General features: G+C 65.2%; 30 protein-coding genes and 1 pseudogene. 19 read left to right on the plus strand and 12 right to left on the minus strand.

The features are described 5' to 3' along the window. Positions 1–40: 40 nt before the first annotated feature. The 5 genes from AB5K84_RS17865 to AB5K84_RS17885 form a co-directional block, all read right to left on the minus strand. Entirely contained in the window at positions 41–1159 is a 1119-nt protein-coding gene (locus AB5K84_RS17865; RefSeq protein ID WP_060908122.1) for a branched-chain amino acid ABC transporter substrate-binding protein, read from the minus strand. Positions 1160–1309: 150 nt separating this feature from the next. After that, positions 1310–2050, minus strand: a complete 741-nt coding sequence (locus AB5K84_RS17870; protein ID WP_011088420.1) for an ABC transporter ATP-binding protein — start codon at positions 2048–2050, stop codon at positions 1310–1312. After that, a complete protein-coding gene (locus tag AB5K84_RS17875; protein ID WP_011088419.1) occupies positions 2047–2880 on the minus strand; it encodes an ABC transporter ATP-binding protein in 834 nt (277 codons plus the stop codon). Before AB5K84_RS17875 ends, AB5K84_RS17870 begins: the two co-directional genes overlap by 4 nt. After that, a complete protein-coding gene (gene livM / locus AB5K84_RS17880; RefSeq protein WP_370141135.1) occupies positions 2877–4154 on the minus strand; it encodes a high-affinity branched-chain amino acid ABC transporter permease LivM in 1278 nt (425 codons plus the stop codon). The genes AB5K84_RS17875 and livM overlap by 4 nt, the downstream gene beginning before the upstream one ends. Before the next feature lie 59 nt (positions 4155–4213). Then, positions 4214–5131: an ABC transporter permease subunit gene (locus AB5K84_RS17885; RefSeq protein ID WP_060908119.1), complete on the minus strand. Its 918-nt coding sequence runs from the start codon at positions 5129–5131 to the stop codon at positions 4214–4216. 277 nt (positions 5132–5408) lie between these two features. On the opposite strand from AB5K84_RS17885, the gene AB5K84_RS17890 reads away from it, so the two are divergent. Beyond that, the gene (locus tag AB5K84_RS17890; protein ID WP_028173403.1) at positions 5409–5594 is read left to right on the plus strand and encodes a hypothetical protein; all 186 of its coding nucleotides are present in this window, start codon (positions 5409–5411) and stop codon (positions 5592–5594) included. A gap of 278 nt (positions 5595–5872) precedes the next feature. Beyond that, positions 5873–6397, plus strand: a complete 525-nt coding sequence (locus tag AB5K84_RS17895) for a hypothetical protein (RefSeq protein WP_038967596.1) — start codon at positions 5873–5875, stop codon at positions 6395–6397. Here the strand turns inward: AB5K84_RS17895 and AB5K84_RS17900 are convergent. From AB5K84_RS17900 to AB5K84_RS17910, 3 genes are all read right to left on the minus strand, one after another. Next, positions 6359–6751, minus strand: a complete 393-nt coding sequence (locus AB5K84_RS17900) for a carboxymuconolactone decarboxylase family protein (RefSeq protein ID WP_011088415.1) — start codon at positions 6749–6751, stop codon at positions 6359–6361. The genes AB5K84_RS17895 and AB5K84_RS17900 overlap by 39 nt on opposite strands. A gap of 127 nt (positions 6752–6878) precedes the next feature. Next, the gene (gene pcaD / locus AB5K84_RS17905) at positions 6879–7661 is read right to left on the minus strand and encodes a 3-oxoadipate enol-lactonase (protein WP_028173405.1); all 783 of its coding nucleotides are present in this window, start codon (positions 7659–7661) and stop codon (positions 6879–6881) included. 72 nt (positions 7662–7733) lie between these two features. Further along, positions 7734–9089 (minus strand): 3-carboxy-cis,cis-muconate cycloisomerase, encoded by a 1356-nt coding sequence (locus AB5K84_RS17910; RefSeq protein ID WP_110116509.1) that lies wholly within the window; start codon positions 9087–9089, stop codon positions 7734–7736. 172 nt (positions 9090–9261) lie between these two features. On the opposite strand from AB5K84_RS17910, the gene AB5K84_RS17915 reads away from it, so the two are divergent. The 8 genes from AB5K84_RS17915 to AB5K84_RS17950 all read left to right on the plus strand — a co-directional run bounded on the left by AB5K84_RS17915 (position 9262) and on the right by AB5K84_RS17950 (position 16130). Beyond that, positions 9262–9708 carry an SRPBCC family protein gene (locus AB5K84_RS17915; protein ID WP_011088412.1) on the plus strand — a complete coding sequence of 149 codons (447 nt, stop codon included), beginning with the start codon at positions 9262–9264 and terminating at the stop codon, positions 9706–9708. Positions 9709–9843: 135 nt separating this feature from the next. After that, positions 9844–10329, plus strand: a complete 486-nt coding sequence (locus AB5K84_RS17920) for a (2Fe-2S)-binding protein (RefSeq protein WP_027560187.1) — start codon at positions 9844–9846, stop codon at positions 10327–10329. 36 nt (positions 10330–10365) lie between these two features. Then, entirely contained in the window at positions 10366–11172 is an 807-nt protein-coding gene (locus AB5K84_RS17925; RefSeq protein ID WP_028173408.1) for an FAD binding domain-containing protein, read from the plus strand. 62 nt (positions 11173–11234) lie between these two features. Then, the gene (locus tag AB5K84_RS17930; protein ID WP_011088409.1) at positions 11235–12143 is read left to right on the plus strand and encodes an AAA family ATPase; all 909 of its coding nucleotides are present in this window, start codon (positions 11235–11237) and stop codon (positions 12141–12143) included. Between the two features lie 144 nt (positions 12144–12287). After that, entirely contained in the window at positions 12288–13490 is a 1203-nt protein-coding gene (locus AB5K84_RS17935; RefSeq protein WP_162603621.1) for a vWA domain-containing protein, read from the plus strand. An 11-nt stretch (positions 13491–13501) separates the two neighbouring features. Beyond that, complete coding sequence (locus AB5K84_RS17940; RefSeq protein ID WP_008564652.1) at positions 13502–13825, plus strand: XdhC family protein; 324 nt, start codon at positions 13502–13504, stop codon at positions 13823–13825. Positions 13826–13827: 2 nt separating this feature from the next. Beyond that, the gene (locus tag AB5K84_RS17945; RefSeq protein ID WP_028173410.1) at positions 13828–14529 is read left to right on the plus strand and encodes an XdhC family protein; all 702 of its coding nucleotides are present in this window, start codon (positions 13828–13830) and stop codon (positions 14527–14529) included. Next, the gene (locus tag AB5K84_RS17950) at positions 14526–16130 is read left to right on the plus strand and encodes an NTP transferase domain-containing protein (protein ID WP_060908112.1); all 1605 of its coding nucleotides are present in this window, start codon (positions 14526–14528) and stop codon (positions 16128–16130) included. Before AB5K84_RS17945 ends, AB5K84_RS17950 begins: the two co-directional genes overlap by 4 nt. Before the next feature lie 140 nt (positions 16131–16270). Here AB5K84_RS17950 and AB5K84_RS17955 read toward each other — a convergent pair whose 3' ends face one another. Beyond that, positions 16271–16762 (minus strand): avidin/streptavidin family protein, encoded by a 492-nt coding sequence (locus tag AB5K84_RS17955; RefSeq protein ID WP_011088404.1) that lies wholly within the window; start codon positions 16760–16762, stop codon positions 16271–16273. Positions 16763–16949: 187 nt separating this feature from the next. Between AB5K84_RS17955 and AB5K84_RS17960 the strand changes: the two genes are divergently transcribed. The 3 genes and pseudogenes from AB5K84_RS17960 (at position 16950) to adhP (ending at position 19039) form a co-directional block, all read left to right on the plus strand. Then, on the plus strand, positions 16950–17339 hold the full coding sequence (locus AB5K84_RS17960; protein ID WP_011088403.1) for a DUF4189 domain-containing protein: 390 nt from the start codon (positions 16950–16952) through the stop codon (positions 17337–17339). Between the two features lie 121 nt (positions 17340–17460). After that, positions 17461–17870, plus strand: a pseudogene (locus AB5K84_RS17965) (DUF2000 family protein). Between the two features lie 143 nt (positions 17871–18013). Continuing rightward, positions 18014–19039: an alcohol dehydrogenase AdhP gene (adhP, locus tag AB5K84_RS17970; protein WP_011088401.1), complete on the plus strand. Its 1026-nt coding sequence runs from the start codon at positions 18014–18016 to the stop codon at positions 19037–19039. 119 nt (positions 19040–19158) lie between these two features. On the opposite strand, the gene AB5K84_RS17975 is transcribed toward adhP, so the two are convergent. The 3 genes from AB5K84_RS17975 to AB5K84_RS17985 are packed head-to-tail and all read right to left on the minus strand — an operon-like array spanning position 19159 to position 20375. Further along, complete coding sequence (locus AB5K84_RS17975; protein ID WP_011088400.1) at positions 19159–19572, minus strand: GFA family protein; 414 nt, start codon at positions 19570–19572, stop codon at positions 19159–19161. 12 nt (positions 19573–19584) lie between these two features. Continuing rightward, entirely contained in the window at positions 19585–20043 is a 459-nt protein-coding gene (locus AB5K84_RS17980; protein ID WP_011088399.1) for an SRPBCC family protein, read from the minus strand. Continuing rightward, positions 20040–20375 carry an ArsR/SmtB family transcription factor gene (locus AB5K84_RS17985; RefSeq protein WP_011088398.1) on the minus strand — a complete coding sequence of 112 codons (336 nt, stop codon included), beginning with the start codon at positions 20373–20375 and terminating at the stop codon, positions 20040–20042. The genes AB5K84_RS17980 and AB5K84_RS17985 overlap by 4 nt, the downstream gene beginning before the upstream one ends. Positions 20376–20485: 110 nt before the next feature. Between AB5K84_RS17985 and AB5K84_RS17990 the strand changes: the two genes are divergently transcribed. The 6 genes from AB5K84_RS17990 to AB5K84_RS18015 all read left to right on the plus strand — a co-directional run bounded on the left by AB5K84_RS17990 (position 20486) and on the right by AB5K84_RS18015 (position 25766). Further along, a complete protein-coding gene (locus tag AB5K84_RS17990; protein ID WP_011088397.1) occupies positions 20486–21166 on the plus strand; it encodes a TetR/AcrR family transcriptional regulator in 681 nt (226 codons plus the stop codon). Continuing rightward, positions 21163–21951: an HlyD family secretion protein gene (locus tag AB5K84_RS17995; RefSeq protein ID WP_011088396.1), complete on the plus strand. Its 789-nt coding sequence runs from the start codon at positions 21163–21165 to the stop codon at positions 21949–21951. Before AB5K84_RS17990 ends, AB5K84_RS17995 begins: the two co-directional genes overlap by 4 nt. Continuing rightward, entirely contained in the window at positions 21948–22880 is a 933-nt protein-coding gene (locus tag AB5K84_RS18000) for an ABC transporter ATP-binding protein (RefSeq protein WP_110116506.1), read from the plus strand. Before AB5K84_RS17995 ends, AB5K84_RS18000 begins: the two co-directional genes overlap by 4 nt. Next, positions 22877–24040 carry an ABC transporter permease gene (locus AB5K84_RS18005; RefSeq protein WP_028173420.1) on the plus strand — a complete coding sequence of 388 codons (1164 nt, stop codon included), beginning with the start codon at positions 22877–22879 and terminating at the stop codon, positions 24038–24040. The genes AB5K84_RS18000 and AB5K84_RS18005 overlap by 4 nt, the downstream gene beginning before the upstream one ends. A gap of 105 nt (positions 24041–24145) precedes the next feature. Then, positions 24146–25453: an adenylate/guanylate cyclase domain-containing protein gene (locus AB5K84_RS18010; RefSeq protein WP_011088393.1), complete on the plus strand. Its 1308-nt coding sequence runs from the start codon at positions 24146–24148 to the stop codon at positions 25451–25453. 28 nt (positions 25454–25481) lie between these two features. Then, positions 25482–25766 (plus strand): hypothetical protein, encoded by a 285-nt coding sequence (locus AB5K84_RS18015; RefSeq protein WP_342714412.1) that lies wholly within the window; start codon positions 25482–25484, stop codon positions 25764–25766. Positions 25767–25888 lie beyond the last annotated feature (122 nt).

Here is a 25888-nt window from a genome sequence, read left to right on the forward strand (position 1 = left end):
GATGATGCTTGGATAACGGCCTTGGGGCCCGGCAAGCGCGTTAGGTGCCGTTGCCTTTGATCTCGGCGTAGCCGCCCTTGGCATCCCATTTGTAGACGACGTAGTCGATCTGCTTGATGTCGCCCTTGGCGTCATACTCGATCGGGCCGATCACGGTGTCCCACTTGCCGGCCTTCATCGCCTCCATCACCTTCTTGGCGTCGGTGGTGCCGGCCTTCTTGGCCGCCTGCGACCAGACCTGCATCGCCGCATAGGTGTAGAGCGTGTAGCCTTCGGGGTCGATGTTCTTGGCCTTGAAGGCATCGACGATCTTCTTGGCGGTCGGCTTGTTGCGCGGATCGGGGCCGAAGGTGAACAGCGTGCCTTCGCCGGCCGGGCCGGTGATGGAGGCGTACTCCTTGTCGGCGAGCGCGTCGCCGGCCATCAGCACTGTCTTGAGACCCTGGTCGCGCATCTGGCGCAGGATCAGGCCGCTCTCCTGATGGTAGCCGCCGACATAGACGAGATCGATGTTGTCGCGCTTCAGGCGCGAGACGATCGCGTTGAAGTCCTTGTCGCCCTTGTTGTAGGACTCGTACATCTTCTCGGTGATGCCGGCCTTGTTGAGCGCCTTCTTGGTCTCGTCCGCAAGACCCTTGCCGTAGGTGGTCTTGTCGTTGAGGATCGCAATGTTCTTGCCCTTGTAGTTCTTGGCGATGTACTGCGCCGCGATCAGGCCCTGCTGATCGTCGCGGCCGCAGACGCGCGCCACGTTCCACAGCTTGCGCTCGGTGAAGAGCGGGTTGGTCGAGGCTGGGGTGATCTGGAGGACGTTGCCGTCTGCATAGGCCTCCGAGGCCGGGATCGACGACGACGAGCAGTAGTGTCCGGCGACGAAGGGGATCTTGGCGCCGGCGATCTTTTCCGCAATCGAGCGCGCCTGCTTGGGATCGCAGGCATCGTCCTCGACGTTGAGCGAGAGCTTCTTGCCGTTGATGCCGCCGGCGGTGTTGATATCAGCCACGGCCATCTCGGCGCCGTTCTTCATCTGGCGGCCGAAGGCGGACTCTGTGCCTGTCATCGGGCCTGCGACTGCGATGGTGACATCCTGCGCGAATGCCGCGCTCGACAGCGCGATCGACGCGCCGAATGCCAGACCGATGAGCTTCAGTGATTTCATGAGATACCTCGCGGGTGGTCGCCTGTGGAAGTTGCCGGGCATGCCCGGTCCAAACCGGCGCCATTCTTGAATGAATTCGAGGAGAAGTCACCGGCAAAATACGGGCATTGGCGGAGATATCTCGCCACATTCGGCCGCACATGGCCCGCCTCAGCCGTGCCGGCCGCCTTCCAGATAGGCGGCGCGAATCTCGGGGCGCTGCAACAACTCGGCGCCGGTCCCGGCCAGCGTGATCAGGCCATTGACCATGACATAGCCGCGATGGGCGAGCTTGAGCGCATGGTTGGCGTTCTGCTCGACGATCAGGACGGTCAGGCCGTCCTGCCGGTTCAGGGTGCGGATCGCATCGAAAATCTGGCGCGCGATCAGCGGCGCGAGCCCGAGCGAGGGCTCGTCGAGCAGGAGCAGGCGGGGACGACTCATCAAGGCGCGGCCGATCGCCAGCATCTGCTGCTCGCCGCCGGACAGGGTTCCGCCGCGCTGGGCGTAGCGTTCCTTCAGCCGTGGAAACAGATTGAAGACGCGTTCCAGCGTCGCGTCGCGCTCGGAATCGGTGCATCCGGTGGCATCGGCACCCATCTGGAGGTTTTCCGCCACGCTCATGCGCGGGAAGATGCGCCGTCCCTCCGGCGATTGCGCGATGCGCAAATGCGCGATCTCGTGGGTGGGCACGTCGGTGATGTCGCGGCCTTCGTACAGGATCTGGCCGGCACGGGCCCGCGGCTTGCCGAAGATGGTCATCATCAGCGTCGACTTGCCGGCGCCGTTGGCGCCGATCAGCGCCACGATCTCGCCGGCATTGATCTCGACGTCGACGCCCTTCAGCGCCTCGATCTTGCCGTAGGCGGCGCGAAGGCTGCGGATCGCGAGCAGGGGAGTGGGTGAAGTCACGACCCGCTCTCCATCACGGCCACGGCTTCTTCCTCGTCGGCGCCGAGATAGGCGGCGATCACCTTGGGGTCGTCGCGGACCGCGCGCGGCGAACCTTCGGCGATCTTCACGCCGTGGTCCATCACCACGATATGGTCGGAGATTTCCATCACCACCGACATGTCGTGCTCGATCAGCAGGATCGAGGTGCCGAGCTCGTTGCGGATCGAGAGCAGGAGCTCGCTCAAGGCGGCGCTCTCGCGCGCGTTGAGGCCGGCGGCGGGCTCGTCCAGGCACAGAAGCGCGGGCTCGGTGCACATCGCGCGCGCGATCTCGAGCCGGCGCTGGTCGCCATAGGCGAAATTGCCGGCGGCATCGTCGGCGCGGTCGAGCAGGTTGACCCGCCTGAGCCAGTCGGTGGCCAGATCGATCGCGCGCTTCTCGGCATCGCGATAGCCGGGCGCACCGATCAGGCCGAGAAAGGTGAGGCCGGAGGCCCGCATCAAGGCGTTGTGCTGCGCCACCATCAGGTTTTCCAGCGCGGTCATGCCGGGAAACAGGCGGATGTTCTGGAAGGTGCGCGCCACCTTGGCCAGCTTGGCGATGCGGAAATCGTTCAGCCGCTCCAGGGCGATCGTCCGGCCATCGTCATGGGTGAGGCGAATGGTGCCGCCGCTCGGCTTGTAGAAGCCGGTGATGCAGTTGAAGACCGTGGTCTTGCCGGCGCCGTTCGGCCCGATCAGCGCGGTGATCTTCTTGCGCTCGGCCGAGAGCGACAGGTCCTGCACGGCAACGATGCCGCCGAAGCGCATGGTCAGCCGGTCGACGTTGAGAATCTTGTCGCCGCTCATCCGTGCCCTTCCTTGACGAGGTCGGAGGAGATCGCCTGCGCCTTGGTCAGATACACGGTCGGCGCGCGATGGCCGACCAGGCCGCGCGGCCGCCAGATCATGATCAGCACCATGGCCATGCCGAACACCAGCATGCGGTAGGTCTCGAGGCTGCGGAACAGCTCGAAGCCCCCGATCATGGCCAGCGCGGCGAGCGCCACGCCGAGTTGCGAGCCCATGCCGCCAAGCACGACGATGGCCAGCACCAATGCCGATTCCTGGAAGGTGAAGGATTCCGGGCTGATGAAGCCCTGGCGGGTGGCGAAGAACGCACCGGCAAAGCCGCCGAACATCGCGCCGGTCGCGAACGCGGTAAGCTTGGTGGTCGTGGTGTTGATGCCGAGCGCGCGGCAGGCGACCTCGTCCTCGCGCAAGGCCTCCCAGGCGCGGCCGATCGGCAGGCGGCGCAGACGGATCGTCACCCAGTTGGTGAGCAGCGCGAGCGCCAGGATCAAATAGAATAGGAAGACGATGCGGTGGGTCGCTGAGTACTCGATGCCGAGCTTGGCGGCGAGCCCGTCGTCGCTGTTGTCGAGCGGGATGCCGAAGAAGGTGGGGCGGGGAATGCCGGAGACGCCGTTGGGGCCTCCGGTCAGGCTCTGCCAGTTGATGATGACGAGGCGGATGATCTCGCCGAAGGCCAGCGTCACGATGGCGAGATAGTCGCCGCGCAGCCGCAGCACGGGAAAGCCGAGCAGCACGCCCCAGAACGCGGCGAGGATGCCGGCGAGCGGCAGGCAGATCCAGAACGACCAGCCGAAATTGGTGGCGAGCAGGCCGTAGGAATAGGCGCCGACCGCATAGAAGGCGACGTAGCCGAGATCGAGCAGGCCGGCGAGGCCGACCACGACGTTCAATCCCCAGCCCAGCATGACATAGGTGAGCACGAGGATCGCGAGGTCGAGGATGTAGCGCTGGTTATAGAAGATGACGGGCACCAGCAGCGTGAAGATCAAAAGCGCGGGCGCGAGGTAGCGGCCGACGAACGACATCCCGCGATGCACTGCGGGCGGCACCAGCTTCTCGGCGCCGGTCGGGCCGAGCCATTGCCGGAGCAGCTCGATCACGATCGAGCCGCCGAACACGGCGGCGACAAGCGCTGCGACCTCGCCGAAGCGCGTCCAATAAGTGAGCTGGCCGTCGGAACCGGCCTCGGTCCGGACGCCGACCATCAGTGAGAACAGCACCAGCGCGACCAGTGCACTGAGCAGGGATTTCTTCAGGATATAGGTGATGCCGGCGGTGCGGCTTGCGTGCTTGGTCTCGTGCGGAATGGCTGTCACGCGGCGGTCCGTCAGACTTTTTCGACTTCGGGACGGCCGAGCAGGCCGGTCGGCATGAAGATCAGCACGACGATCAGGATCGAGAATGCCGCGACGTCCTTGTATTCGACCGAGAAATAGGCCGACCAGAACGTCTCGATCAGGCCGATCGCAAGGCCGCCGAGCATGGCGCCCGGCAGCGAGCCGATTCCGCCGAGCACGGCTGCCGTGAAGGCCTTGATGCCGGCGACGAAGCCCATGAAGAAATCGACCAGGCCGTAATAGAGCAGGTACATGAAACCCGCGACCGCGGCGAGCGCGGCGCCGATCACGAAGGTCATGGAGATGGTGCGGTCGACGTCGACGCCCAGCAGGGCCGCCATGGTCTGGTCCTGCTCGCAGGCGCGCATATCGCGCCCGAGCCGCGTGTGCGACACCAGCCAGGTGAAGATCGCCAGCAGCACGATGGTTGTGATGACCACCATGATCTGGATGTTGGAGAGCTGGATGACGAAGCCGTCCGCGCTCTCATGCAGCGTGTAGCCGCCGGTGATGAAGGGCGGGATCGGCTTGACGCGGGCGCCTTGCGCCACCTGCGAATAGTTGGTCAGCACGAACGACATGCCGATCGCCGACAGCATCGGGGCGAGACGGAAGGAATGCCGCAGCGGCCGGTAGGCGATGCGCTCGATGGTCCAGCCATAGAGCGCCGTGATCGCCATCGCGACCAGCAGCACGACGAGCAGGATCACCGGGATCGCGGTCACGCCGAGCGAGATCAGGATCAGGAAGGTGATCAGGGCGATGAAGCCGCCGATCATGAAGACGTCGCCATGGGCGAAGTTGATCATGCCGACGATGCCGTAGACCATCGTGTAGCCGATCGCGATCAGGCCGTAGATGGAGCCGAGCACGAGGCCGTTGATGAGCTGCTGGGCGAAATAATCCATAGGCTGCCGTTACCCAAACTTGACGCGGGCTCAAAGGGAGCTCTTCGAGAGAGTTCTTGGGCCCCGGCAGCCCTTGAGCATTCTTCTCGTTTTGTAACAGGAGGGAACTGGCGGCCGCAACTGGGCAGGCCTAGGCATAACGGCTTGTACAGAACTCATTTGGTTCCGGATGTCGTCTCCCGGTTCCGCAGCTGCGAGGAACCGGGTTCCGCGTGGCAACCAAATCCGAGGGCGGTTGTTAGCTTCCCTCTGACGTCCAACAAGGGAGTTCCCCCCGATGACGAAGCAGCAGAACCAGAATCCGGGTCAGCAGACTCAGAACCCCGGCCAGCAGCGCCCAGGTCAGCAGCCAGGGCAGCAGCAGGGCGGTGGGCAGAAACCCGGACAGCAGCAGCAGGATCCGATGCGCCAGGGTGACAAGCCCGGCCAGCAGCATGGTGGCCAGCGCGGTCAGGACAACTAGTTTGGGAGCCCAGTGAGTGAGCAGGAGTGAAGAAGGGCCCCGCTGCAAGGTGGGGCCTTTTTTCGTTGCTTGGCGTCATTCCGGGGCGGCTCGAAGAGCCGAGCCCGGAATCTCGAGATTCCGGGTCTGGTGCTGACGCACCATCCCGGAATGACGACGTGTGCGGGTGCCCTGTTAAGGTAAACAAAGGGTTTAAATTGCCGCCACGGACTGATGCGAGTTAGCTCCCGGCAAAGCCTTCCCATTGAAGGCGCGTGGCAGGCGAAGCGGGAAGCGGCATGTTCAGGAATTGGCGGATCGACTCGGTCAACGGCGCGCTGCTGGCGGCCTATTTCATCCCCGCCTGGACGCTCGTCGCCTTCAACATCATGGTGGCGCCGGTGCACGGCCTCTACGAGCGGCCGAGCGTTGCTGTCGCGCTGTTCCTCAGCGACCATCTCCAGATGGCGGGGATGGACACGGTACGCGCGGCCTGGCTGCTGGCGCTGGGACGGCTGACCGTGGTGGCGTTCTTCGCGATCTACCTCGCGCTGCTGTGCATTCCCCGCGTCCGCAGGAATGGCGGTAGTGACGAGGCGCTCGGCATTGCGCTGGCGATCGGCAGCGTGATCTCGTTTGCGAGCATGGTCATGGCCTCGAAGGTCGGCGAGATGGACGCGCTCCGGCTGCACGCGACCGAGCTCTTGCTGCTGCTGGGGGCTGCGATCGTGATGGTGATCGAGCGCCCTGTGGCGGCACCCAAGAGCGCCGAGGCCGCCGCGCCGCTAGGTCTTGAGCAGGCCGAGCTCCTGCACAATCGCTGAGGCCTCCTTGACGGCGTGGTTCGCCGCCGGCACGCCGCAATAGATCGCCTGCTGGAGCAGGATTTCCTTGATGTCGTCGGGCGTGAAGCCGCCCTCGGCGAGCGCCGCGCGCACATGCAGGCGGAATTCGTCCCATTGTCCGAGCGCGACCATGGTGCCGATGACCAGCACCCGCCGTGTGCGCTCGTCGAAATGCGGCCGCGTCCAGATCTCGCCCCAGGCGTAGCGCGTGATCAGATCCTGGAAATCGGTGTTGAAGGCATTGCGATTGGCGACTGATTTGTCGACCCAGGCATTGCCCAGCACCTTGCGGCGCACGTTCATGCCGGCATCGCGGCGCTTCTGGTCGTCCATGGTGTTTCTCCGGATCAGTCATCCCGGGGCGCCTCGAAGAGGCGAACCCGGAATCTCGAGGTTGTGAATGCCGATCGAGATTCCGGGGGCGATGCTTTGCATCGCTCCGGAATGACGACAGGCGCAATCAGCGTTGCGTCAGGAACCCCACCACCGCATCGGTGAACGCGTGCGGCTGTTCGACATTGGAAATATGGGCGGCGTCGATGATGGTCATGTTGGCGCCGGGAATTTTCGAGCGGATCAGTTCACCCGCCGAGATCGGCGTCGCCATGTCGTGGCGGCCGGCGATCACCAGCGTCGGGCTCTTGATCTTTGGCAGCAGCTCGCGCTGGTCGAGCGTCGACAGCGCCTCGCAGCAGGCGAGATAGCCCTCCACGGGTGAGGCGAGCAGCATCGCTTTCATCCGGGCGGTGATGTCAGGCTCGCGCTCGCGGAAATCCTGGGTGAGCCAGCCCGCGATCACGGCATCGGCCACCGCCGCGATGCCGCCCTTCTTCACGGCATCGATGCGTTCCAGCCATTTGGTCGGCTCGGCATAGTAGCAGGAGGTGTTGGCGAGGATGAGCTTGCCGAAGCGCTCCGGCGCATTCGCGCCCAGCCATTGTCCCACCATGCCGCCCATCGACAGGCCGCACCAATGCACCTTCTCGATGTTGAGATCGTCGAGGATCGCCAGCACGTCGCGGCCGAAGCGCTCCATCGTGTAAGGGCCGGGGGGAACGTTCGACTTGCCGTGACCGCGGCGGTCATAGCGGATGACGCGGAACACCTGCGTCAGCGCCTTCATCTGCGGCTCCCACATCTGAAGCGTGCAGCCGAGCGAATTGGACAGCATCAAGGTCGGCCCGCCGTCGCGGCCTTCGACGGAGACGTTGATCAGGCAACCGTCGGCATCGATCATGGGCATGCGGCGTCTCCGTTCTGGAGCATGATCCGGAAAAGTGTGGAGCGGTTTTCCGAAGGGATCATGCTCAAACAATCAATCTCGCTCGAGGCTGTCGAGCAGCCGGTCGATCATGGCTTGGGAAGCCCCTTGATAGGCCATCGGCTCGAACAATGCCGCAATTTTTTCCGGCGAAAGATGCGCTGTGACCTGCGAATCGGCCGCGAGAACCTCGCGCAGATGCTTCTTCTCGGCGACCGCGCGCTTGCTCGCGGCCTCGATGAGATGATGCGCATCGCTCTTGCCGATCCTCTCGGCCAGCGCAAAGGTGACCGCCTCGGCCATGATCAGCCCGTGCGTCGCATCGAGATTGCTGCGCATGCGCGCGGCATCGACGTCCAGGCCCTCGGCGATGTCGACGATGGCGGCGAGCGCGCCCGAAGTGACCAGCATCAGTTGAGGCAGCGTCGGCCATTCCGCATGCCAGGGGCCGGCGCTGCGCTCGTGGTCCTGTACCTGCGCGGCAAAAATCGTCGCGGCGAGCTGCGGGGCCATGGTGGCACATCCCAGCGCGCTTGCGGCTGCGACAGGGTTGCGCTTGTGCGGCATGGTCGAGGAGCCGCCGCGGCCTTCGCCGGCCGGCTCGAACGCCTCGGCGACATCGGTCTGCATCATCAGCGAGACGTCGCGCGCGATCTTGCCGCAGCTTCCGGCGAGAATCGCAAGGGCCGATGCGGCTTCCGCGATGCGGTCGCGATGGGTGTGCCAGGGTGCTTCCGGCAGCGGCAGGTTGAGCTCTTGCGCCAGTCGCTCCGCGACGACGAGCCCCTTGTCGCCGAGGGCCGCGAGCGTGCCGGCCGCGCCGCCGAATTGCAGCGCGAGGCCGTCGCGGGAGAGCCGCCTGAGGCGGCAGCGGGCGCGGGCAAGACTTGCGGCATATTCGGCGGCCTTGAGCCCGAACGGCATCGGCAGCGCGTGCTGGAGCCAGGTCCGCGCCACCATTGCGGTGTTGCGATGATTGCGCGCCAGTGCGGCAAAACCCTTGATGGCGCGGCTGAGGTCGGCATCCAGCGCGTCGATGGCGGCGCGCAGCGTGAGCATGGTCGCGGTGTCGATGACGTCCTGGCTGGTCGCGCCCCAATGCACGTAGCGTGCGGCCTCCGCATCGGCCTTCGCGACGTTGGCGGTCAGCGCCTTGACCAGGGGAATCGCGAGATTGCCGGACCGTGTCGCGGCCTCGGCCAGCGCGGCGATGTCAAAGGCATCCGCCTTGCAGGCGGCTTCGATCGGGCCCACGGCGGCCGCGGGAATCACGCCGGTGGCGGCTTCGGCGCGCGCCAAGGCTGCCTCAAAATCGAGCATGTTCTGGAGCGTTGACCGGTCGTCGCAGACGGCGCGCATGGCGGCGCTCGACAGCATCGGCGCAAGCAGGGGGGAGAGGGCTGTGCTCATGTTGCGCGGGACCTAACCATCATGGCCCGCCTGTGCCAATCCAAAACCGACCGCGCAAGATTTTTTGCAGTTGCGAATATGCATTGCACGTGGCCGGAGGCCGCCCTTTCCTTTGCGGCCTACGTGCGTTACTTGAACAGCATTATAATTGCACGATCCCGGGAGGCACCCCATGGCCATGACGATGAACGGCGAAGTCCAGCTTGCGGCGCCGCGCGAGGCTGTGTGGGCCAAGCTCAACGATCCCGAGGTGCTGAAGGCCTGCATCCCCGGCTGCGAGGAGCTGGAGAAGACCGACGACGGCGGCTTTCGCGCCACAGCGAAAATGAAGGTCGGCCCGGTGTCGGCGCGCTTCAAGGGCAAGGTGACGCTCTCCGATCTCGATCCGCCGAACGGCTACAAGATCTCCGGCGAAGGCGAGGGCGGGGTGGCGGGCTTTGCCAAGGGCGGCGCCGTGGTCAAGCTGGCGGAGAAGGACGGCGGCACGCTGCTCTCCTACGACGTCGAGGCGCAGATCGGCGGCAAGTTGGCGCAGCTCGGACAACGCCTCATCAACGGCGCCGCCAAGAAGCTGGCCGACGAGTTTTTCGCGAACTTCGCCAAGGCGGTACAGGGCTGAAGGCTATCGCCTTTCGGCATGGCGCCTTGCGTCCGGGGTGATGTTGCCCCGGGGCATAATGGCCCATATGATGGGTTGGAATAATTATAAGAACCGCTTCGACGGGACCCGTCGGGGCGCTGATAGAGAGTGCTTATGGCGAAAATCTCCCTCATCGTGAACGGCAATCCTGTGACGGCCAACGTCGATCCCCGCACGCTTCTGGTGCAGTTCCTGCGCGAGAATCTGCGGCTGACCGGCACCCATGTCGGCTGCGACACCTCGCAGTGCGGCGCCTGCGTCGTGCATCTCGACGGCAAGGCCGTGAAGTCCTGCACCACGCTTGCCGTGATGGCTGACGGCCACGAGGTCAAGACGATCGAGGGGCTGGCTGCCGACGGCGCGCCGCTGCATCCGATGCAGGAAGCCTTCCGCGAGCACCATGGCCTGCAGTGCGGCTTCTGCACGCCCGGCATGATCATGACCGCGATCGACATCGTCCATCGCAAGGGGCACGAGGTCGACGACCACACCATCCGCGAGGAGCTGGAAGGCAATCTCTGCCGCTGCACCGGCTACCAGAACATCGTCGCCTCGATCTCCGCCGGCGCCAAGGCGATGGCGAAATCCGACCTCGCCTAAATCGACACGCGCGCATCCCGCGATCAGGACATTCAGATGTACGAATTCAAATATCATCGCCCCGGGACCGTTCGGCAGGCCGCCAACCTCCTGGTGAAGAACGAAGACGCCAAGGTGATCGCCGGCGGTCACACGCTGATTCCGGTCATGAAGCAGCGCCTCGCGAGCCCTCCGCATCTGGTCGACCTCTCCCACATCGAGGGGCTCAACGCGATCGAGATGAAGGGCCGCTCGCTGGTGATCGGCGCCACCGCCAAGCACGCCGAGGTCGCGACCTCCGCCGTCGTCGGCGAAGCGATCCCGGCGCTCGCGAGCCTTGCCGGCGGAATCGGCGATCCCGCCGTGCGCCACAAGGGCACGATCGGCGGCTCGCTCGCCAACAACGATCCGACCGCGGACTATCCGGCCGCGGTGCTTGCGCTCGGGGCGACCATCGTCACCAACAAGCGCCGCCTCAAGGCCGAGGAGTATTTCCAGGGCCTGTTCACGACGGCCCTCGAGGCCGACGAGATCATCACCAAGGTGATGTTCCCGCTGCCGAAGAAGGCCGCCTACATCAAATTCCGCAACCAGGCCTCGCGCTACGCGCTGGTCGGCGTGTTCGTGGCGCGGCGTCCGTCGGACGTGCGCGTTGCCGTCACCGGCGCCGGCTCCGAAGGCGTGTTCCGCGTCACCGCGTTTGAGGAAGCCCTGAAGAAGCGCTTCTCGGCGAAAGCCCTTGATGGCATCGAGGTGCCGGCCGAGGGTCTCAACAGCGACATCCACGGCAGTGCCGAATACCGCGCGCACCTCATCGGGGTGCTGACGCGGCGGGCCGTCGACGCCGCCAATGCCAAGGAATGATGGGCCTCACCAACTGGCCCAACGACTTGCCCCGGTGAGGGCGTAACCAAGACTGGCCTTTCATGACTTCAGCCGCCCTGCCGGCATCGGTTGATGCGATGCTCGAACTCCTGACGTCGCGCGGCTATCTCGCCGAGCGGTCGCTGGCGACGGTGACGTATCTGTCGCTGCGCATGGGCCGGCCGCTGTTTCTCGAAGGCGAGGCCGGCGTCGGCAAGACCGAGATCGCAAAAGTGCTGTCGGCGGCGCTGGGGCGGAAGCTGATCCGCCTGCAGTGCTACGAAGGCCTCGACGTCTCCTCGGCCGTGTACGAGTGGAATAGCGCCGCGCAGATGATCGCGATCCGGATGGCGGAAGCCGCCGGCGACACCGATCGCGATCAACTGTCGAGCGACATCTTCGCCGACCGCTACATGATCAAGCGGCCGCTGCTCCAGGCGCTGGAGCCTGACGTCGCGGGTCCGCCGGTGCTCCTGATCGACGAGCTCGACCGCGCCGACGAGGCGTTCGAAGCCTATCTCCTGGAAATCCTCAGTGACTTCCAGGTGACCATTCCCGAATTCGGCACCGTGAAGGCGCCGTATCCGCCGATCGTCATCATCACCTCCAACCGCACCCGCGAGATCCACGACGCGCTGAAGCGGCGCTGCCTCTATCACTGGGTGGACTATCCCGCCGCCGAGCGCGAGCTCGCGATCGTCAAGACGCGCGTGCCCGGCATCTCCACAAAGCTGTCGCAGCAGGTGGTGCGCTTTGTCCAGGCGCTGCGCAACCAGGACTTCTACAAGTCGCCGGGCGTCGCCGAGACCATCGACTGGGCCACCGCGCTGTCCGAGCTCGACGCCCGCTCGCTGACCCCGCAGGTGGTCGGCGACACGCTGGGCGCGCTGCTCAAGTACCAGGACGACATCACCCGCATGCAGGGCGACACCCTGCAGAAGGTGCTGAAGGAAGCGACGAGCGAGGATTGATCTCGCGTCAAATTGCGCCCGTCATTCCGGGGCGCGCGTAGCGCGAACCCGGAATCCATCGGGCCGCAGAGTTCGTGGATGAATGGATTCCGGGCTCGCGCCAAAGAGGCGCGCCCCGGAATGACGAGGGGATGGATACGACCCATGGCCATCAACCACCTGGCGCCCGAGCAGACCGAGCAGTTCGCCGACAACATCGTCGGCTTCGCCCGCGCGTTGCGCTCTGCGGGCATGCCGGTCGGGCCGGGCGCAGTGATCGATGCCATGAGCGCGCTCCAGGTGATCGACATCGGCAACCGCGCCGATGTCTTTGCCACGCTGGAGGCGATCTTCGTCAAGCGCCACGAGCATGCGCTGATCTTCAAGCAGGCCTTCAACCTGTTCTTCCGCGCCTCGGAGGAGTGGAAGCACATGCTGGATTCGGTGCCGCTGCCGGAGCAGGCCAAGAAGAAGCCGCAGGCCGGTGCGCGCCGCGTGCAGGAAGCGATGTCGCAGCCGCGCATGACGGAGACGCCGCAGCACCAGGAGCAGGATCTGCGCCTGTCGGTCTCCGACAAGGAAATCCTTCAGAAGAAGGATTTCGCCCAGATGAGCGCGGCGGAGATCAGCGAGGCCCTGCGCGCCGTCGAGCGGATGCGGCTGCCGCAGGCCGAGCTCCTGACGCGCCGGCACCGGCCCGATTCCCGTGGCCTGCGCCTCGATCTGCGCCGCACGCTGCGTGCGTCATTGCGCACCGGCGGCGACATCATCGACATTCATCGCCTGGGGCGGATCGAGAAACCGGCGCCGATCGTGGCGCTGCTCGACATCTCGGGTTCGATGAACGAGTACACCCGCCTGTTCCTGCATTTCCTCCATGCCATCGGCGATGCGCGCAAGCGCGTCTCGGTGTTCCTGTTCGGCACCCGCCTCACCAACGTCACCCGCGCGCTGCGCCAGCGCGATCCCGACGAGGCGCTGGCGAGCTGCTCGGCCTCGGTCGAGGATTGGGCCGGCGGCACGCGGATCTCGGCCTCGCTGCACAACTTCAACAAATTGTGGGCGCGCCGGGTCCTGAGCCAGGGCGCCATCGTGCTCCTGATCTCCGACGGGCTGGAGCGGGAGGCCGATTCCAGGCTCGCCTTCGAGATGGACCGACTGCACCGCTCCTGCCGGCGGCTGATCTGGCTCAACCCGCTGCTGCGCTTCGGCGGCTTCGAGGCCAAGGCGCAGGGCATCAAAATGATGCTTCCGCACGTTGACGAATTCCGCCCGGTACATAATTTGAGTTCGATCCAGGAGCTGATCACGACGCTCTCCCGGCCGCTGCCGCCGCATCACCGCAGCCTGATCCGCTCCGCAGCTTGAGAGGTTACCCCATGCTCGATCGCGACGAGGACATTCTGAAGGCGGCGGAGGACTGGCAGAAGGCCGGCCGTGGCGTCGCGCTCGCCACAGTCGTCGAGACCTGGGGCTCGGCGCCGCGCCCGGCGGGCTCGAGCCTCGTCATCAACGACGAGGGCACGTTCTTAGGCTCGGTCTCCGGCGGCTGCGTCGAGGGCGCCGTGGTCACCGAGGCCATGGACGTGATCGAGAGCGGCAAGCCCAAGATGCTGGAGTTCGGCGTCGCCGACGAGACCGCCTGGAATGTCGGGCTGTCCTGCGGCGGCACCATCCGTGTCTTCGTCGAGAAGGTCGGCTAGCCGTGAAGCTCGCGATTTTGCACGAACTCAATGCCGAGCGCGCCGCGCGCCGCCCGGCGATCCTGGTGACGGACACCGAGAGCGGCGAGCAGCGCCTGGTCAAGGCGCAGGATTTTGCGAAAGACCCGCTGCGCGTCGAGCTCGAAAAACAGCTTCGCATGGGCAAGAGCGCCAATGTCGAGGTCGGCGGCAAGAAGCTGTTCCTCAACGTCTACGCGCCGACCGCAAAGCTCGTCATCGTCGGCGCGGTCCATATCAGTCAGGCGCTGGCGCCGCTGGCGCGCTCGCTCGGTTACGACGTCACGGTCGTCGATCCGCGCACGGCCTTTGCAAGCGCAGAGCGCTTCCCCGACATTCCGCTGGTGGCCGAATGGCCCGACACCGCGCTGCCGCCGCTCAACGTCGATGCCTACACGGCTTTCGTCGCGGTGACGCACGATCCCAAGATCGACGATCCTGCGCTGCTGCACGCCTTCGAGCGCGGCTGCTTCTATATCGGCGCGCTGGGCTCGCGGAAGACCCATGCCAAGCGCGGCGACCGGCTGCGGGCGCAGGGCGCCAAGGACAGCGACATCGCGCGCATCCACGCGCCCATTGGCCTTGCGATCGGCGCCGTCTCGCCGTCGGAGATCGCGGTGTCGATCATGGCCGAGATCACGGCGGTGCTTCGGCTGCCACCCAAAGAAAAAGAAGAAGCGGCATGAAATTCGGCCCGGCGAGCCCCAAGGATGCGATCGGCGGGGTGACCGTCCACACCCTGCGCCAGGGACCGCTGGTGCTGAAGAAGGGCACGACGATCGGGCCCGCCGAGGTCGAGGCGCTGGAGCGCGCCGGCATCAAGGACGTCGTCGTGGTGCGGATGGAGGAGGGCGACGTCTCCGAGGATATCGCCGCCGCCAGCATCGCGCTCGCGGTCGGCGGCGAGGGCATCCATGTCGAGCGCGCCTTCACCGGCCGCGCCAATCTGTTCGCGGCATGCCCGGGCGTGCTGGTGATCGACCGCGCCGCGGTCGATCGCATCAACAATATCGACGAGGCCATCACCTTTGCGACGCTCACCGCCTACAAGCCGGTGGTCGAGGGGGAGATGGTCGGCACCGTCAAGATCATCCCGTTCGGCGTCGAGGGCGCTTTGCGCGACGCCGCGGTGAAGGCGGCCGGCCGGGACGTCCTGAAGATCGCGCCCTACGTGATCAAGCGCGTCGGCGTGGTCTCGACGCTGCTGCCGGGCCTGTCCTCCAAGGTGATCGACAAGACGCTGCGCGTCACCGCCGAGCGGCTGGCGCCGGCCGGCGCCGGCATCATCGCGGAGCGACGGGTCCAGCACGACGAGCACGCGCTGTCGGCCGCGATCAAGGAATTGCTCGCGCTCGGCGCGGAGCTCGTCATCGTGTTCGGGGCGTCCGCGATCGCGGATCGCCGCGACGTGATCCCGGCGGCCGTCACCGGGATCGGCGGCGAGATCGAGCATTTCGGCATGCCGGTCGATCCCGGCAATCTGCTGCTGATCGCCCGCGCCGACGGCGTGCCGGTGCTGGGCGCGCCGGGCTGCGCGCGCTCGCCGGTCGAGAACGGGTTTGACTGGGTGCTGATGCGTCTGCTCGCCGGCATCAAGGTGACCCGCGCCGAGCTGATGGGCATGGGCGTCGGCGGGCTCCTGATGGAGATCGTCACGCGTCCGCAGCCGCGCGCGAGGCCCGAGATCGAGGGCAACAGCCAGGTCGCCGCCATCGTGCTCGCGGCTGGGCGCTCGACCCGCATGGGTGGGCCGAACAAGCTGCTCGCCGAGCTCGACGGCAAGAAGCTGGTGCGGATCGCGACCGAGCAGGCGCTGGCCTCCAAGGCATCCGAGGTGATCGTCGTCACCGGCCATCAGACCGAACTGGTCGAGCAGGCGCTGCAAGGCTTGAAGGTGAAATTCGTCCGCAATCCGGATTTCGCCGGCGGCATCGCGAGCTCGGTCAAGGCCGGCATCGCGGCCGTGCCCGAAGCTTGCGACGGCGCCGTGGTTTGCCTCGGCGACATGCCGCTGATCGATGCCGGCCTGATCGACCGTCTCATCGACAGCTTCGCACCGGACCGCGGCAATCTCATCGTCGTGCCCGTCAGCGAGGGCCGCCGCGGCAACCCCGTGCTGTGGTCGCGCCGCTTCTTCCGGGAGCTGATGACGCTCGATGGCGACGTCGGCGCGCGCCACCTGATCGCCAAGCACACCGAGGCGGTTGCGGAAGTGCCCGTCGACGGCGAGGGCGCGTTCCTCGACATCGACACGCCCCAGGCGCTGGAAGCGGCAAGACGGGGATAGTGTGTAGGGTGGGTTAGCCTTGCGGCTGCGCGCAAGCGCAGTCCGCTGGGCGTACCCCACCAACTTGGTCCCGCATTCGTTGAAGCGTGGTGGGTTACGCTGCGCTAACCCACGCTACGAAGCGGTTTCGCTTCGCTCGCCTACTTCTTGGTGTTCGACAGCTTCTCGCTGCCGGCCTTCAGATCGACGCCGCTCTTGGTCAGGAGGGCCTTGTCGCCGCTGCTGAACGTGAACGTGTCGGCGCCCGCGCTGATGCCGTTCCACGCCACGGCTTCGGCGAGGGACAGATACCACAATCCCTGGAATCCCGTCGCATTGTTCAATTGCCCCGTCCAGACGGTGGTCGATCCGCAGCCGAGGAAGTTCACCGAGAAACTGATCGCTGTGCCGGTGTTGCCGTAGGCCAGCCAACCCGTCACACCTTGCGGCTTGCCCTCGTCGCAACTGTTTGCGGCGTTGTTGGTGTAGGTGCCCGTGATCGCGCCGGTGTTCGAGTTGAAGCTGGTGATGGCCAGGGTCGAGCCATACTGGTTGGTCCAGGTCCAGTTCACCGACTGCGCATATGCGGGCAGGGGTCCGATCAGGGACGTCGACGCAATCATCGCCAAGAGCATTCCGTTGAAGTGACGCATGGTTGTTTCCTCCGGCTCTCTGCTTGGAGCGTCAACTACTTTAAATGATGCGCTTCACAAATACAACTAAAAGATGTATGAGGTCGCTCGTGCGTCCGTCACGGGTTTTCAACCACTCGTTCACCATCTGGAAACGGTCCCGCGCTTAGAGTTCACTCCACCTGCCTTGGGGGGAGGGGTTTTTTCCATGGCTTCGAATGTCGTCGCGCGCCGTTGCGCGATGTTTTTCTTTGCGTTGTCTGTTTGTGTCGCGGGCGCTCGCCACATCACGGATGCACGCGCCGCCGGCGCGTTTGCGGTCGGCAAGTGCGGTGCCTATGGCCAGGCTTTCGATTACGGCGCCGAGCACGAGGCCCGCGCCGCGGCGCAGAAGCAGTGCAAGGGCGACTGCACGACGGTGACGATGAAGCGCGCCTGCGCGGCGATGTCCGTCGATCTGTCCAATCCTTGCGGTGCCTATGGCTATGCCGTCAAGCCGAAGATCTCCGCCTCGCTCAACGCCGCCACGCGCGAATGCTACAAATACGGCGGCAAGGAATGCGTGATCCGCGCCTGGGCCTGCGACGCGAAGGGTTGAATTCTCCTCCGTCATTCCGGGGCGTCGCGCAGCGACGAACCCGGAATCTCGTGCGATAATCTCCAGATTCCGGGTCTGCGCCTGACGGCGCATCCCGGAATGACGATTTGTGGAGACATGTATGCAGTTCGATACCAAGATCGCCGTGGTGATCCGCAGCGATCTCCATGCCTGGCAGAAGCTCAACGTCGCGGCTTTCCTCACCAGCGGCATCGCCGCCGCCTTTCCGGAATGCATCGTGAACCCTATGAGGACGCCTCGGGCACGACATATCACGCGCTGATCGGCCAGCCGATCCTGATCTACGGCGCCGAAGGTCCGGCACTGTCGCGCGCGCTCGACCGTGCGCTCACCCGCAACGTGGTGTCGGCGGTCTACACCGAGGACATGTTCAAGACCACGCATGATGCCGCCAATCGCGAAGCGGTAAAGGCGGTGGCACGCGCGGACCTCAATCTCGTCGGGATCGCAATGCGCGCCGAGCGCAAGGTGATCGACAAGATCGTCGACGGGCTGAAGTTCCATAGCTGACGCGATCCGCACGTTGCGCCGCGTCGTCATCGTGATGTCACGATCGCGCGAGCCTTGCGTAAACTTTGTGCGGTTTGACTCCAATCAAGGGGGCGCCGCCCGGTGCCGCTAGTTTGCCTCCGTCATTCAAACGGAGCAGACAGATGCCGACCATGAAAGCCGCAATCGTCAGACAATTCGGCAAGCCGCTCGTGATCGAGGACGTGCCGGTGCCGCAGCCCGGACCCGGCGAGGTTCTGGTCAAGGTCAAGGCGTGCGGCGTCTGCCATACCGATTTGCACGCAGCCTCCGGCGACTGGCCGGTGAAGCCGGTTCCGCCTTTCATCCCGGGCCATGAGGTTGCCGGCATCGTCGCCGCGCTCGGATCCGGCGTGAAAAATCTGAAGGTGGGCGATGCCGTCGGCGTCGCCTGGCTGCACGATGCCTGCATGTCCTGTGAATATTGCGAGACCGGCTGGGAGACGCTGTGCGAGCACCAGCACAACACCGGCTACAGCGTGAACGGGGGCTTTGCCGAATATGTCATCGCCTCGGCTGCCTTCGCCGCCAAACTGCCGGCGACGATCGATTTTGCGGGCATCGCGCCGATCCTGTGCGCGGGCGTCACCACCTACAAGGGCTTGAAGGAGACGGAGGCAAAGCCCGGCGAGTGGGTCGTGATCTCGGGCGTCGGCGGGCTCGGCCATGTCGCGATCCAGTATGCCAAGGCGATGGGCCTCAAGGTCGCGGCCGTCGATATCGCCGACGACAAGCTCGAGCTCGCGCGCGAGACCGGCGCCGACCTCGCCGTCAACGCGCTCGCGGCCGATGCCGTGGACAAGGTGTTGGCGGTAACCGGGGGAGGGGCGCACGGCGTGCTGGTGACGGCGGTCTCGACCGCCGCGTTCGCCCAGGCGCTGAAGATGGTGCGCCGGAAGGGCACCGTCAGCCTCGTCGGTCTGCCGCCGGGCGAATTCCCGACGCCGATCTTCGACGTCGTGCTCAAGCGCATCACCGTGCGCGGCTCCATCGTCGGCACCCGCCGCGATCTCGACGAAGCCATCGCATTCGCCGCCGACGGCAAGGTCAAGGCCGAGGTGACAAAGGTGCCGCTCGCTGAGATCAACGACGTCTTCGACCGGATGAAGGCCGGCAAGATCGAAGGCCGCATGGTGCTGGACTTTGGCTAGCGCGTTGTGAAACGAGCCGTTGCCGCGAAGGAGGTGCGCTCCCTCCCCCGCAAGCGGGAGAGGTGCACCGAGTTTGCGGCGATGCTTTTCGTATCAAAGGGATGTCGCTCTCTCGCTGCCTACCCCGGCGGCATGCCTTCGAACTTCGGCAAGTCCGGATCGAGACGATCCCATTGATGGCCGCGCGCGGCGTAAGTCACCACCTGCGGCTTGTAGCGGGCGGGCTCGTCGAGGCTTGCGGCGCGGATGGTGAAGATGTCGGGCATTGCCGCAAAGGTCAGGTAAACCGGCAAGCCGCACCGGGCGCAGAAGCCGCGCGTCTTCACGTTGCCGCTGTCGCCGACCATGTCCCAGTGCTTCGCCTCGCCGGTTACGGTGACGCCGGCGCGCGCGAAGGTCGCGTAGGAGCCGTGGCCGCTGCCGCTTTCCCGCTGGCAGTCCCGGCACTGGCAGTGATTGCTGAACAGGGGCTCCCCCAGAATCGAATAGCGGATCGCGCCGCAGGCGCAGCCACCTGTATAGGGCTTGTCCATCGCGATAACTCCTTACTCGCCACTGATCTCGTCAAGCTGGCGGACGACCTTCTTCCAGCCGCCACTCATCACCGTGTAGGCCGACTCGTTTCTGGGCAGGACGAAGCCGGCATGAACCAGGCGGATCCGCGTGCCGGCTTCGACCGGGGTGAGGGACCACGTCACGACCGTGTCGAGCGGCGCGCCGTAGCCGGTGTTGCGCTCATCGCCGCCCTTCCAGGCGTAGACAAGGCGCCGGTTCGGCACGACCTCCAGAACCCGGCAATGGATGACGCCGTCCCAGTTGCCGCCCGGAGTGGTCTGGAACGTGAAGGCCTTGCCTTCGACGGCTTCAAAACCGGTCGGCGGCATCAGCCAGCGCGCGATCAGCTGGGCGCTGGTCAACGCCTTCCAGATCGTCTCCGCAACGTGAGGGAACACCTCGTCGATGACGATGTCTTTGGTCTCGGCTTTCAACTCGGCAGCACTCACGGATCGATCTCCTTCAAGAGGTCACGCAGGTTCTGGAAGCGCTCGCGCCAGAAGACGCCGTAATGATCCATCCAGGTCACCAGCGGCTCGAGTCCTTGCGGCGCGGCGCGGTAGTAGACGTTGCGGCCCTCCGCGCGCTCGGCCACGAGGCCGGCCTGCTTCAGCGACTTCAGGTGTTGCGAGATCGCGCCTTGCGTCACGCCACTGCCGCGCGTCAGCTCGGCGACGCTGATCTCCTTGCTCTCGAAGACGCGTTCGAACACGGCGCGGCGGGTCGGATCGGCGAGGGCGCGCATCACGGTGGTGACGGGGTTTGGGGCGGCTTCGATCATGGCGATAAATTAGTGAGAGCTAATTCATTAGTCAATGCTAATTTAATTCGGCCGCGCTCTGGCTGGCATCAACAATTGACTATGACTGACTAGTCAGTCATAAATTGACTATGACGAAGAAGCCCACCAAAGCAGCCGCGGCATCTGCAGCCCAGGCTGGGAGCCAAATGCTCGAAGCCGCGCCCGCCTCGAACCGTGCCACCCGCGCGGCGGAGCGGCGTGCGGCGATCGTGGAGGCGGCGATGGAGGAGTTCATTGCGCGCGGCTTTGCCGCGACGCGGCTCGACGACATCGCCAGACGTGCCGGCGTCGCCAAGGGCACGATCTACCTGCACTTCAAGGACAAGGAATCGATGTTCGAGGAGCTGGTGCGCGTCGTGATCGTGCCTGTGGTGGCGCGGCTGACGACGTTGCCGCCGCCGGTGGGCTCGGTGCGCGACCTCATCGAAGCCTTCGCCGGCAACTTCCTCAAGGAGGTGATCGGCACCAGGCGCGGCGATCTCGTGCGCCTGATCGTGGCGGAGGGGCCGCGCTTTCCCTCGGTCGCCGATTTCTACTACCGCGAGGTGGTCTCGCGCGGCGTTGCCGCCATGCGCGCGCTGATCGAGCTTGGCATCGCCCGCGGCGAGATCCGCGAGAAGGACCTTGCGCGCTATCCGCAGATCCTGATCGCGCCTGCGATGATCGCGGTGATCTGGCAAAGCCTGTTTGAGCGCCACGCGCCGCTCGATGCGCGGGACATGCTGCGCGTCCATCTCGATTTGATTTTTGGCGAACGGAGGACGACATGAGGTCGTCGCAAGTAATTTTCAGATTTGCATTGGCCGTCCTGCTCGCAACCGCGCTGGCGGCTTGCAAGGAGAAGCGCGATCCCGGCTTCCAGGGCTGGGTCGAGGCCGACATGATCTTCGTCAGCCCGGACGAAGCCGGCCGCGTGACGAAGCTGAACATCCGCGAGGGTGACGAGGTCAAGGTCGGCGACGCCCTCTATTCCGTCGACGACGATCTCCAGCTTGCCGATCTCAACCAGAACAAGGCGACGCTGGCCAACGCGCAGCAGACCTATGACCGTGCGGCCTCGCTGAACAAGACCGGTTCGGGCACGCAGGCCAATCTCGATTCCGCCGTCTCCGCCCTGCGCGTGGCGGAAGCGCGGGTGGCGACATCGGAGACGCGGATGGCGCGGCGCAGGGGCTTTGCGCCGGTCGCCGGCACCATCCAGCAGATTTATTTCCGCGAGGGTGAGATGGTGGCGGCGCAGCGGCCGGTGCTCTCGATCATGCCGCCCGGCAACATGAAGCTGCGCTTCTTCGTGCCGGAGACCGAGCTGCCCAAGCTTGCGATCGGCGACACGGTGCGGATCGGCTGCGACAATTGCGCGGCCGACCTGACCGCAAAGATCTATTTCATCGCGACCTCGGCCGAATACACCCCGCCGGTGATCTACAGCCTCGATGAGCGCAACAAGCTCGTCTACCTGATCCAGGCGCGGCCCTCGCGCCCCGATGCCTTGCGCGTCGGGCAGCCGATCGACGTCTATCTCAATCCAAAAACCCCGGTGGCGGACAAGCGATGAACGGCGGCAACGAGATCGCAATCGACGTCAAGGGCCTGACGAAGTCGTTCGGCGGCCGCGAGGTCGTGCACGATCTGTCGATGCAGGTGAAGCGCGGCTCGATCTACGGCTTCCTCGGTCCCAACGGCTCGGGCAAGACCACCACCATCCGCATCCTCTGCGGCCTGCTCACGCCCGACAGCGGCGAGGGGACGTGCCTCGGCTACGACATCCGGCGCGATGCCGAAAAGATCAAGCGCCAGGTCGGCTACATGACCCAGCGCTTCAGCCTGTACCAGGACCTCTCGGTGCGCGAGAACCTCGAATTCGTGGCACGGCTCTATGGCCTTGTCGATCCACGCGACGCGGCGCGCGACATGATCAAGCGGCTCGGGCTCTCGGGGCGCGAGGAGCAGCTCGCTGGCGAACTCTCCGGCGGCTGGAAGCAGCGGCTGGCGTTAGGTGCCTGCACGCTGCCCAATCCGCAATTGCTGCTGCTGGACGAGCCGACCGCCGGCGTCGACCCCAAGGCGCGGCGCGATTTCTGGAACGAGATCCACGCGCTCGCCGCCGACGGCCTCACCGTGCTGGTGTCCACCCACTACATGGACGAAGCCGAGCGCTGCCACGAGATCGCCTACATCGCCTACGGCCATCTGCTCGCGCACGGCACGGTGGAGGAGGTGATCGCGAAATCCGCGCTGACGACCTACACCGTGACGGGTGAGGATTTGAACGGGATCACCGCCGAGCTCACCGGCAAGCCCGGAATCGACATGGTGGCACCGTTCGGCACCTCGTTGCACGTCTCGGGGCGCGACGTCGCCGCGCTCGAAGCCAGCATCGCGCCGTGGCGCGAGAAGAGCGGCCTGCACTGGCAGAGCTCGCATCCTTCGCTCGAAGACGTGTTCATCGAACTGATGAGCCGCTCCAAGGACAATTTCCAATGAGCACCGTCGATCATCCGGCTCCCGCACGCGAAATCCGCGAGCGCTTCGGCTTCCTGCGACGCTCCTATGCGATGCTGATCAAGGAGTTCATCCAGCTGAGGCGCGATCGCGTCTCGTTCGCGATGATCGTGATGCTGCCGGTGATGCAGCTCATGCTGTTCGGCTATGCCATCAACACCACGCCGCACCATCTGCCGAGCGCCGTGCTGCTCCAGGAGGACTCCGATCTCACCCGCTCGATCCTGAAGGCGCTGGAGAACACCGCCTATTTCCGTTTCATCTACGAGGTGCACGACGTCGACGATTTCGACAATCTGCTGAAATCGGGCAAGGTCCTGTTCGGCGTCGAGATCCCGCGCGGATTCGAACGGGCGGTGCGGCGCGGCGACAAGCCGGCGCTGCTGGTCGCGGCCGACGCCACCGATCCGGTCGCGGCGAGCTCGGCGATCGGCTCGCTCGGCATGGTCGTGCAGACCGCGCTCAAGCACGATCTCTATATCGGCAATCCCCCGGAGATGCCGTTCGAGATCCGGGCGCATGCGCGCTACAATCCGGCCGCAGCGTCGAGCCTCAACATCGTGCCGGGTCTCGTCGGCACCATCCTCACCATGACCATGCTGATCTTCACCGCGCTCTCGGTCACGCGCGAGGTCGAGCGCGGCACCATGGAGAGTCTGCTGTCGATGCCGATCAAGCCGGTCGAGGTGATGTTCGGCAAGATCATCCCTTACGTACTGGTCGGCTTCGTCCAGGCCTTCCTGATCATCAGCATCGGCGTCGGCCTGTTCGGCGTGCCCGTGCTTGGCAATCTGTTCCTGCTCGCGCTGCTCTCGACGCTGTTCATCACCACCAACCTGTCGATCGGCTACACGATCTCGACCGTCGTGCAGAACCAGCTCCAGGCCATGCAGATGTCGATGATGTTCTTCCTGCCGAGCATTCTGCTGTCCGGCTTCATGTTCCCGTTCGCCGGCATGCCGGCCTGGGCGCAATATGTCGGCGAGGCCTTGCCGCTGACCCATTATTTGCGCATCGTCCGCGCCATTATGCTGAAGGGGGCGAGCATGCAGAATCTGCGGTTCGACGCGCTGGCGCTGGCGGCCCTGATGCTGATCGCCATGACCATCGCCGTGACGCGCTTCCGCCGTACGCTAGATTGAGGCAAACTAGTCCTTGTGAGTCATTCCGGGGCGTACGACGTGCGAACCCGGAATCTCGAGATTCCGGGTTCACGCTAGCGTGCCCCGGAATGACTGGGGGATGGAATGGTCAAGTTTGCGAGCAGGAAAGCGCGGCAACACGCCGCCTTGTCGGAGGACTTCGAGCGCGAGCTGACGCGGGAAGTGCTGCGCACCGAGCTGTTGCGGGTGCGGACACTGATCATCACCGGCTGCGTCATGATCTTGTTCCTCACCTCAACCTTCCTGATCGACCCCGCTCTGGTGAACCGGGTCTGGCGCGGGACGGAGGGCCTCGTCCGCGAATACATCCTCTTGGGAGGTTTCATCCTCTTCGAAGTCTGGATCCACAGCCAGATCAGGCGAAACCTCAAGCTCGATCGCGACCTGCCGGTGATCAGGCGCTACGTCGGCGCCTTTATCGAAACGTCGCTGCCGACGATCATCCTGATCCTGCAGATCCGCAGCATGGGTGCGAGCCAGGCGCTCGGTTTCGTGCTGCCGCTGGTCTATTTCATCTTCATCATTCTTTCGACGCTGCGGCTCGACTTCTGGCTGTCAACCTTCACGGGATTTGTGGCCGCAGCCGAACTCCTGGCCGTCGCGCTATATTACAACTCGGCGAGCGAGGCCGGTGAACCCCTGATCTACTTCCACGCCGTGCGCAGCACGGTCATTCTTGTCTGCGGCGTGCTCGCCGGCTCCGTCGGTGCGCAGCTGCGGCGGCAATTCGCCGCGAGCATTGCGGCTGCCACCGCGCGCGACCGGGTCACCAATCTGTTCGGCCAGCACGTCTCGCCGCAGGTGGTGGAGCGGCTGATGGCGGAGGGGACGAGCGCGGCCGGCGACCTCCGCCGCGTCGCGGTGATGTTCGTCGATTTCCGCGGCTTCACCGCCGGGGCGCAGTCGCGCACCCCGCAGGAGGTGGTCGACCGGCTCGATGGCGCCTTCGCGGTGCTGGTCGACATCCTCGACCGCCAGGGCGGCATCGTGAACAAGTTTCTCGGCGACGGCTTCCTCGCGCTGTTCGGCGCGCCGCTGGAGGCCTCCGACGCCGCGCACCGCGCGGTCGCCGCGGGCCGCGAGATGCTGGCCGCGATGGACCGCATTAACGCGGAGACGAGCTGGCCGCTGCGGATCGGCATCGGCATCCATTTCGGCGAGGTCGTCGCCGGCAATATCGGTTCGCCCCGGCGCAAGGAGTACACGGTGATCGGCGACACCGTGAACTTTGCCTCGCGGCTGGAGGCGCTGAACAAGGAGTTCGGCTCGCAGCTGCTGATCTCGGCGTCCGTGCGCGAGGCGCTCGGCGATGACGGCGAGGATGCTGTCGCGCTCGGCGAAGTCGAGGTGCGCGGCTACGAGCAGAAGGTGGCGGTGTTTCAGCTCGGGTAGACCGCTCGCGTTTCGTTGAAGGCGCGTGATGAAATATCGCGCCGCGTTCTCCGTTCCTGCACTCTGGAAGCCGAAACATCGGTTTCCGTTTGTCATGCGGAGAAAACCAATGACCAGATTGCCCGTTGTTGCTGCCGTCCTGATCGCCGCCGCCGTCTACCAAACCCAGGCCGCTGCCGCTCGCGACGCCGCTCCTCTGCGCGCCGCAACCCACGTGACGACGGACTGCGTCAGGGCTCCGGCGGTGGGCGCCTATGCCTCTGCGCCCTACAAGCAACCGCCTTGCCTGCCCAATACGACGACGATGAACTGACGATCACAGCAGACGAACCCGGGCTGGTGAAGTCCGCCAGCCCGGCTTCGCGTCATCCGCGACGCCCCTCCCGTAGGCGGTATTTTCGTAGTGCTTGACTCCTTCGTCATATAGTCATCTAT

Origin of the sequence: Bradyrhizobium sp. 1200_D9_N1_1, assembly GCF_052075915.1 — a bacterium.
Taxonomy (GTDB): domain Bacteria; phylum Pseudomonadota; class Alphaproteobacteria; order Rhizobiales; family Xanthobacteraceae; genus Bradyrhizobium; species Bradyrhizobium diazoefficiens.

Bases quoted from the DNA above. Each gene is read 5' to 3' on its own strand.
- AB5K84_RS17865 (WP_060908122.1), bottom strand. From the start codon at position 1,159: ATGAAATCACTGAAGCTCATCGGTCTGGCATTCGGCGCGTCGATCGCG.
- AB5K84_RS17875 (WP_011088419.1), bottom strand. From the start codon at position 2,880: ATGAGCGGCGACAAGATTCTCAACGTCGACCGGCTGACCATGCGCTTC.
- AB5K84_RS17885 (WP_060908119.1), bottom strand. From the start codon at position 5,131: ATGGATTATTTCGCCCAGCAGCTCATCAACGGCCTCGTGCTCGGCTCC.
- AB5K84_RS17890 (WP_028173403.1), top strand. From the start codon at position 5,409: ATGACGAAGCAGCAGAACCAGAATCCGGGTCAGCAGACTCAGAACCCC.
- AB5K84_RS17895 (WP_038967596.1), top strand. From the start codon at position 5,873: ATGTTCAGGAATTGGCGGATCGACTCGGTCAACGGCGCGCTGCTGGCG.
- AB5K84_RS17900 (WP_011088415.1), bottom strand. From the start codon at position 6,751: ATGGACGACCAGAAGCGCCGCGATGCCGGCATGAACGTGCGCCGCAAG.
- pcaD (WP_028173405.1), bottom strand. From the start codon at position 7,661: ATGCCCATGATCGATGCCGACGGTTGCCTGATCAACGTCTCCGTCGAA.
- AB5K84_RS17910 (WP_110116509.1), bottom strand. From the start codon at position 9,089: ATGAGCACAGCCCTCTCCCCCCTGCTTGCGCCGATGCTGTCGAGCGCC.
- AB5K84_RS17915 (WP_011088412.1), top strand. From the start codon at position 9,262: ATGGCCATGACGATGAACGGCGAAGTCCAGCTTGCGGCGCCGCGCGAG.
- AB5K84_RS17920 (WP_027560187.1), top strand. From the start codon at position 9,844: ATGGCGAAAATCTCCCTCATCGTGAACGGCAATCCTGTGACGGCCAAC.
- AB5K84_RS17925 (WP_028173408.1), top strand. From the start codon at position 10,366: ATGTACGAATTCAAATATCATCGCCCCGGGACCGTTCGGCAGGCCGCC.
- AB5K84_RS17930 (WP_011088409.1), top strand. From the start codon at position 11,235: ATGACTTCAGCCGCCCTGCCGGCATCGGTTGATGCGATGCTCGAACTC.
- AB5K84_RS17935 (WP_162603621.1), top strand. From the start codon at position 12,288: ATGGCCATCAACCACCTGGCGCCCGAGCAGACCGAGCAGTTCGCCGAC.
- AB5K84_RS17940 (WP_008564652.1), top strand. From the start codon at position 13,502: ATGCTCGATCGCGACGAGGACATTCTGAAGGCGGCGGAGGACTGGCAG.
- AB5K84_RS17950 (WP_060908112.1), top strand. From the start codon at position 14,526: ATGAAATTCGGCCCGGCGAGCCCCAAGGATGCGATCGGCGGGGTGACC.
- AB5K84_RS17955 (WP_011088404.1), bottom strand. From the start codon at position 16,762: ATGCGTCACTTCAACGGAATGCTCTTGGCGATGATTGCGTCGACGTCC.
- AB5K84_RS17960 (WP_011088403.1), top strand. From the start codon at position 16,950: ATGGCTTCGAATGTCGTCGCGCGCCGTTGCGCGATGTTTTTCTTTGCG.
- adhP (WP_011088401.1), top strand. From the start codon at position 18,014: ATGCCGACCATGAAAGCCGCAATCGTCAGACAATTCGGCAAGCCGCTC.
- AB5K84_RS17975 (WP_011088400.1), bottom strand. From the start codon at position 19,572: ATGGACAAGCCCTATACAGGTGGCTGCGCCTGCGGCGCGATCCGCTAT.
- AB5K84_RS17985 (WP_011088398.1), bottom strand. From the start codon at position 20,375: ATGATCGAAGCCGCCCCAAACCCCGTCACCACCGTGATGCGCGCCCTC.
- AB5K84_RS17990 (WP_011088397.1), top strand. From the start codon at position 20,486: ATGACGAAGAAGCCCACCAAAGCAGCCGCGGCATCTGCAGCCCAGGCT.
- AB5K84_RS17995 (WP_011088396.1), top strand. From the start codon at position 21,163: ATGAGGTCGTCGCAAGTAATTTTCAGATTTGCATTGGCCGTCCTGCTC.
- AB5K84_RS18000 (WP_110116506.1), top strand. From the start codon at position 21,948: ATGAACGGCGGCAACGAGATCGCAATCGACGTCAAGGGCCTGACGAAG.
- AB5K84_RS18005 (WP_028173420.1), top strand. From the start codon at position 22,877: ATGAGCACCGTCGATCATCCGGCTCCCGCACGCGAAATCCGCGAGCGC.
- AB5K84_RS18010 (WP_011088393.1), top strand. From the start codon at position 24,146: ATGGTCAAGTTTGCGAGCAGGAAAGCGCGGCAACACGCCGCCTTGTCG.
- AB5K84_RS18015 (WP_342714412.1), top strand. From the start codon at position 25,482: ATGAAATATCGCGCCGCGTTCTCCGTTCCTGCACTCTGGAAGCCGAAA.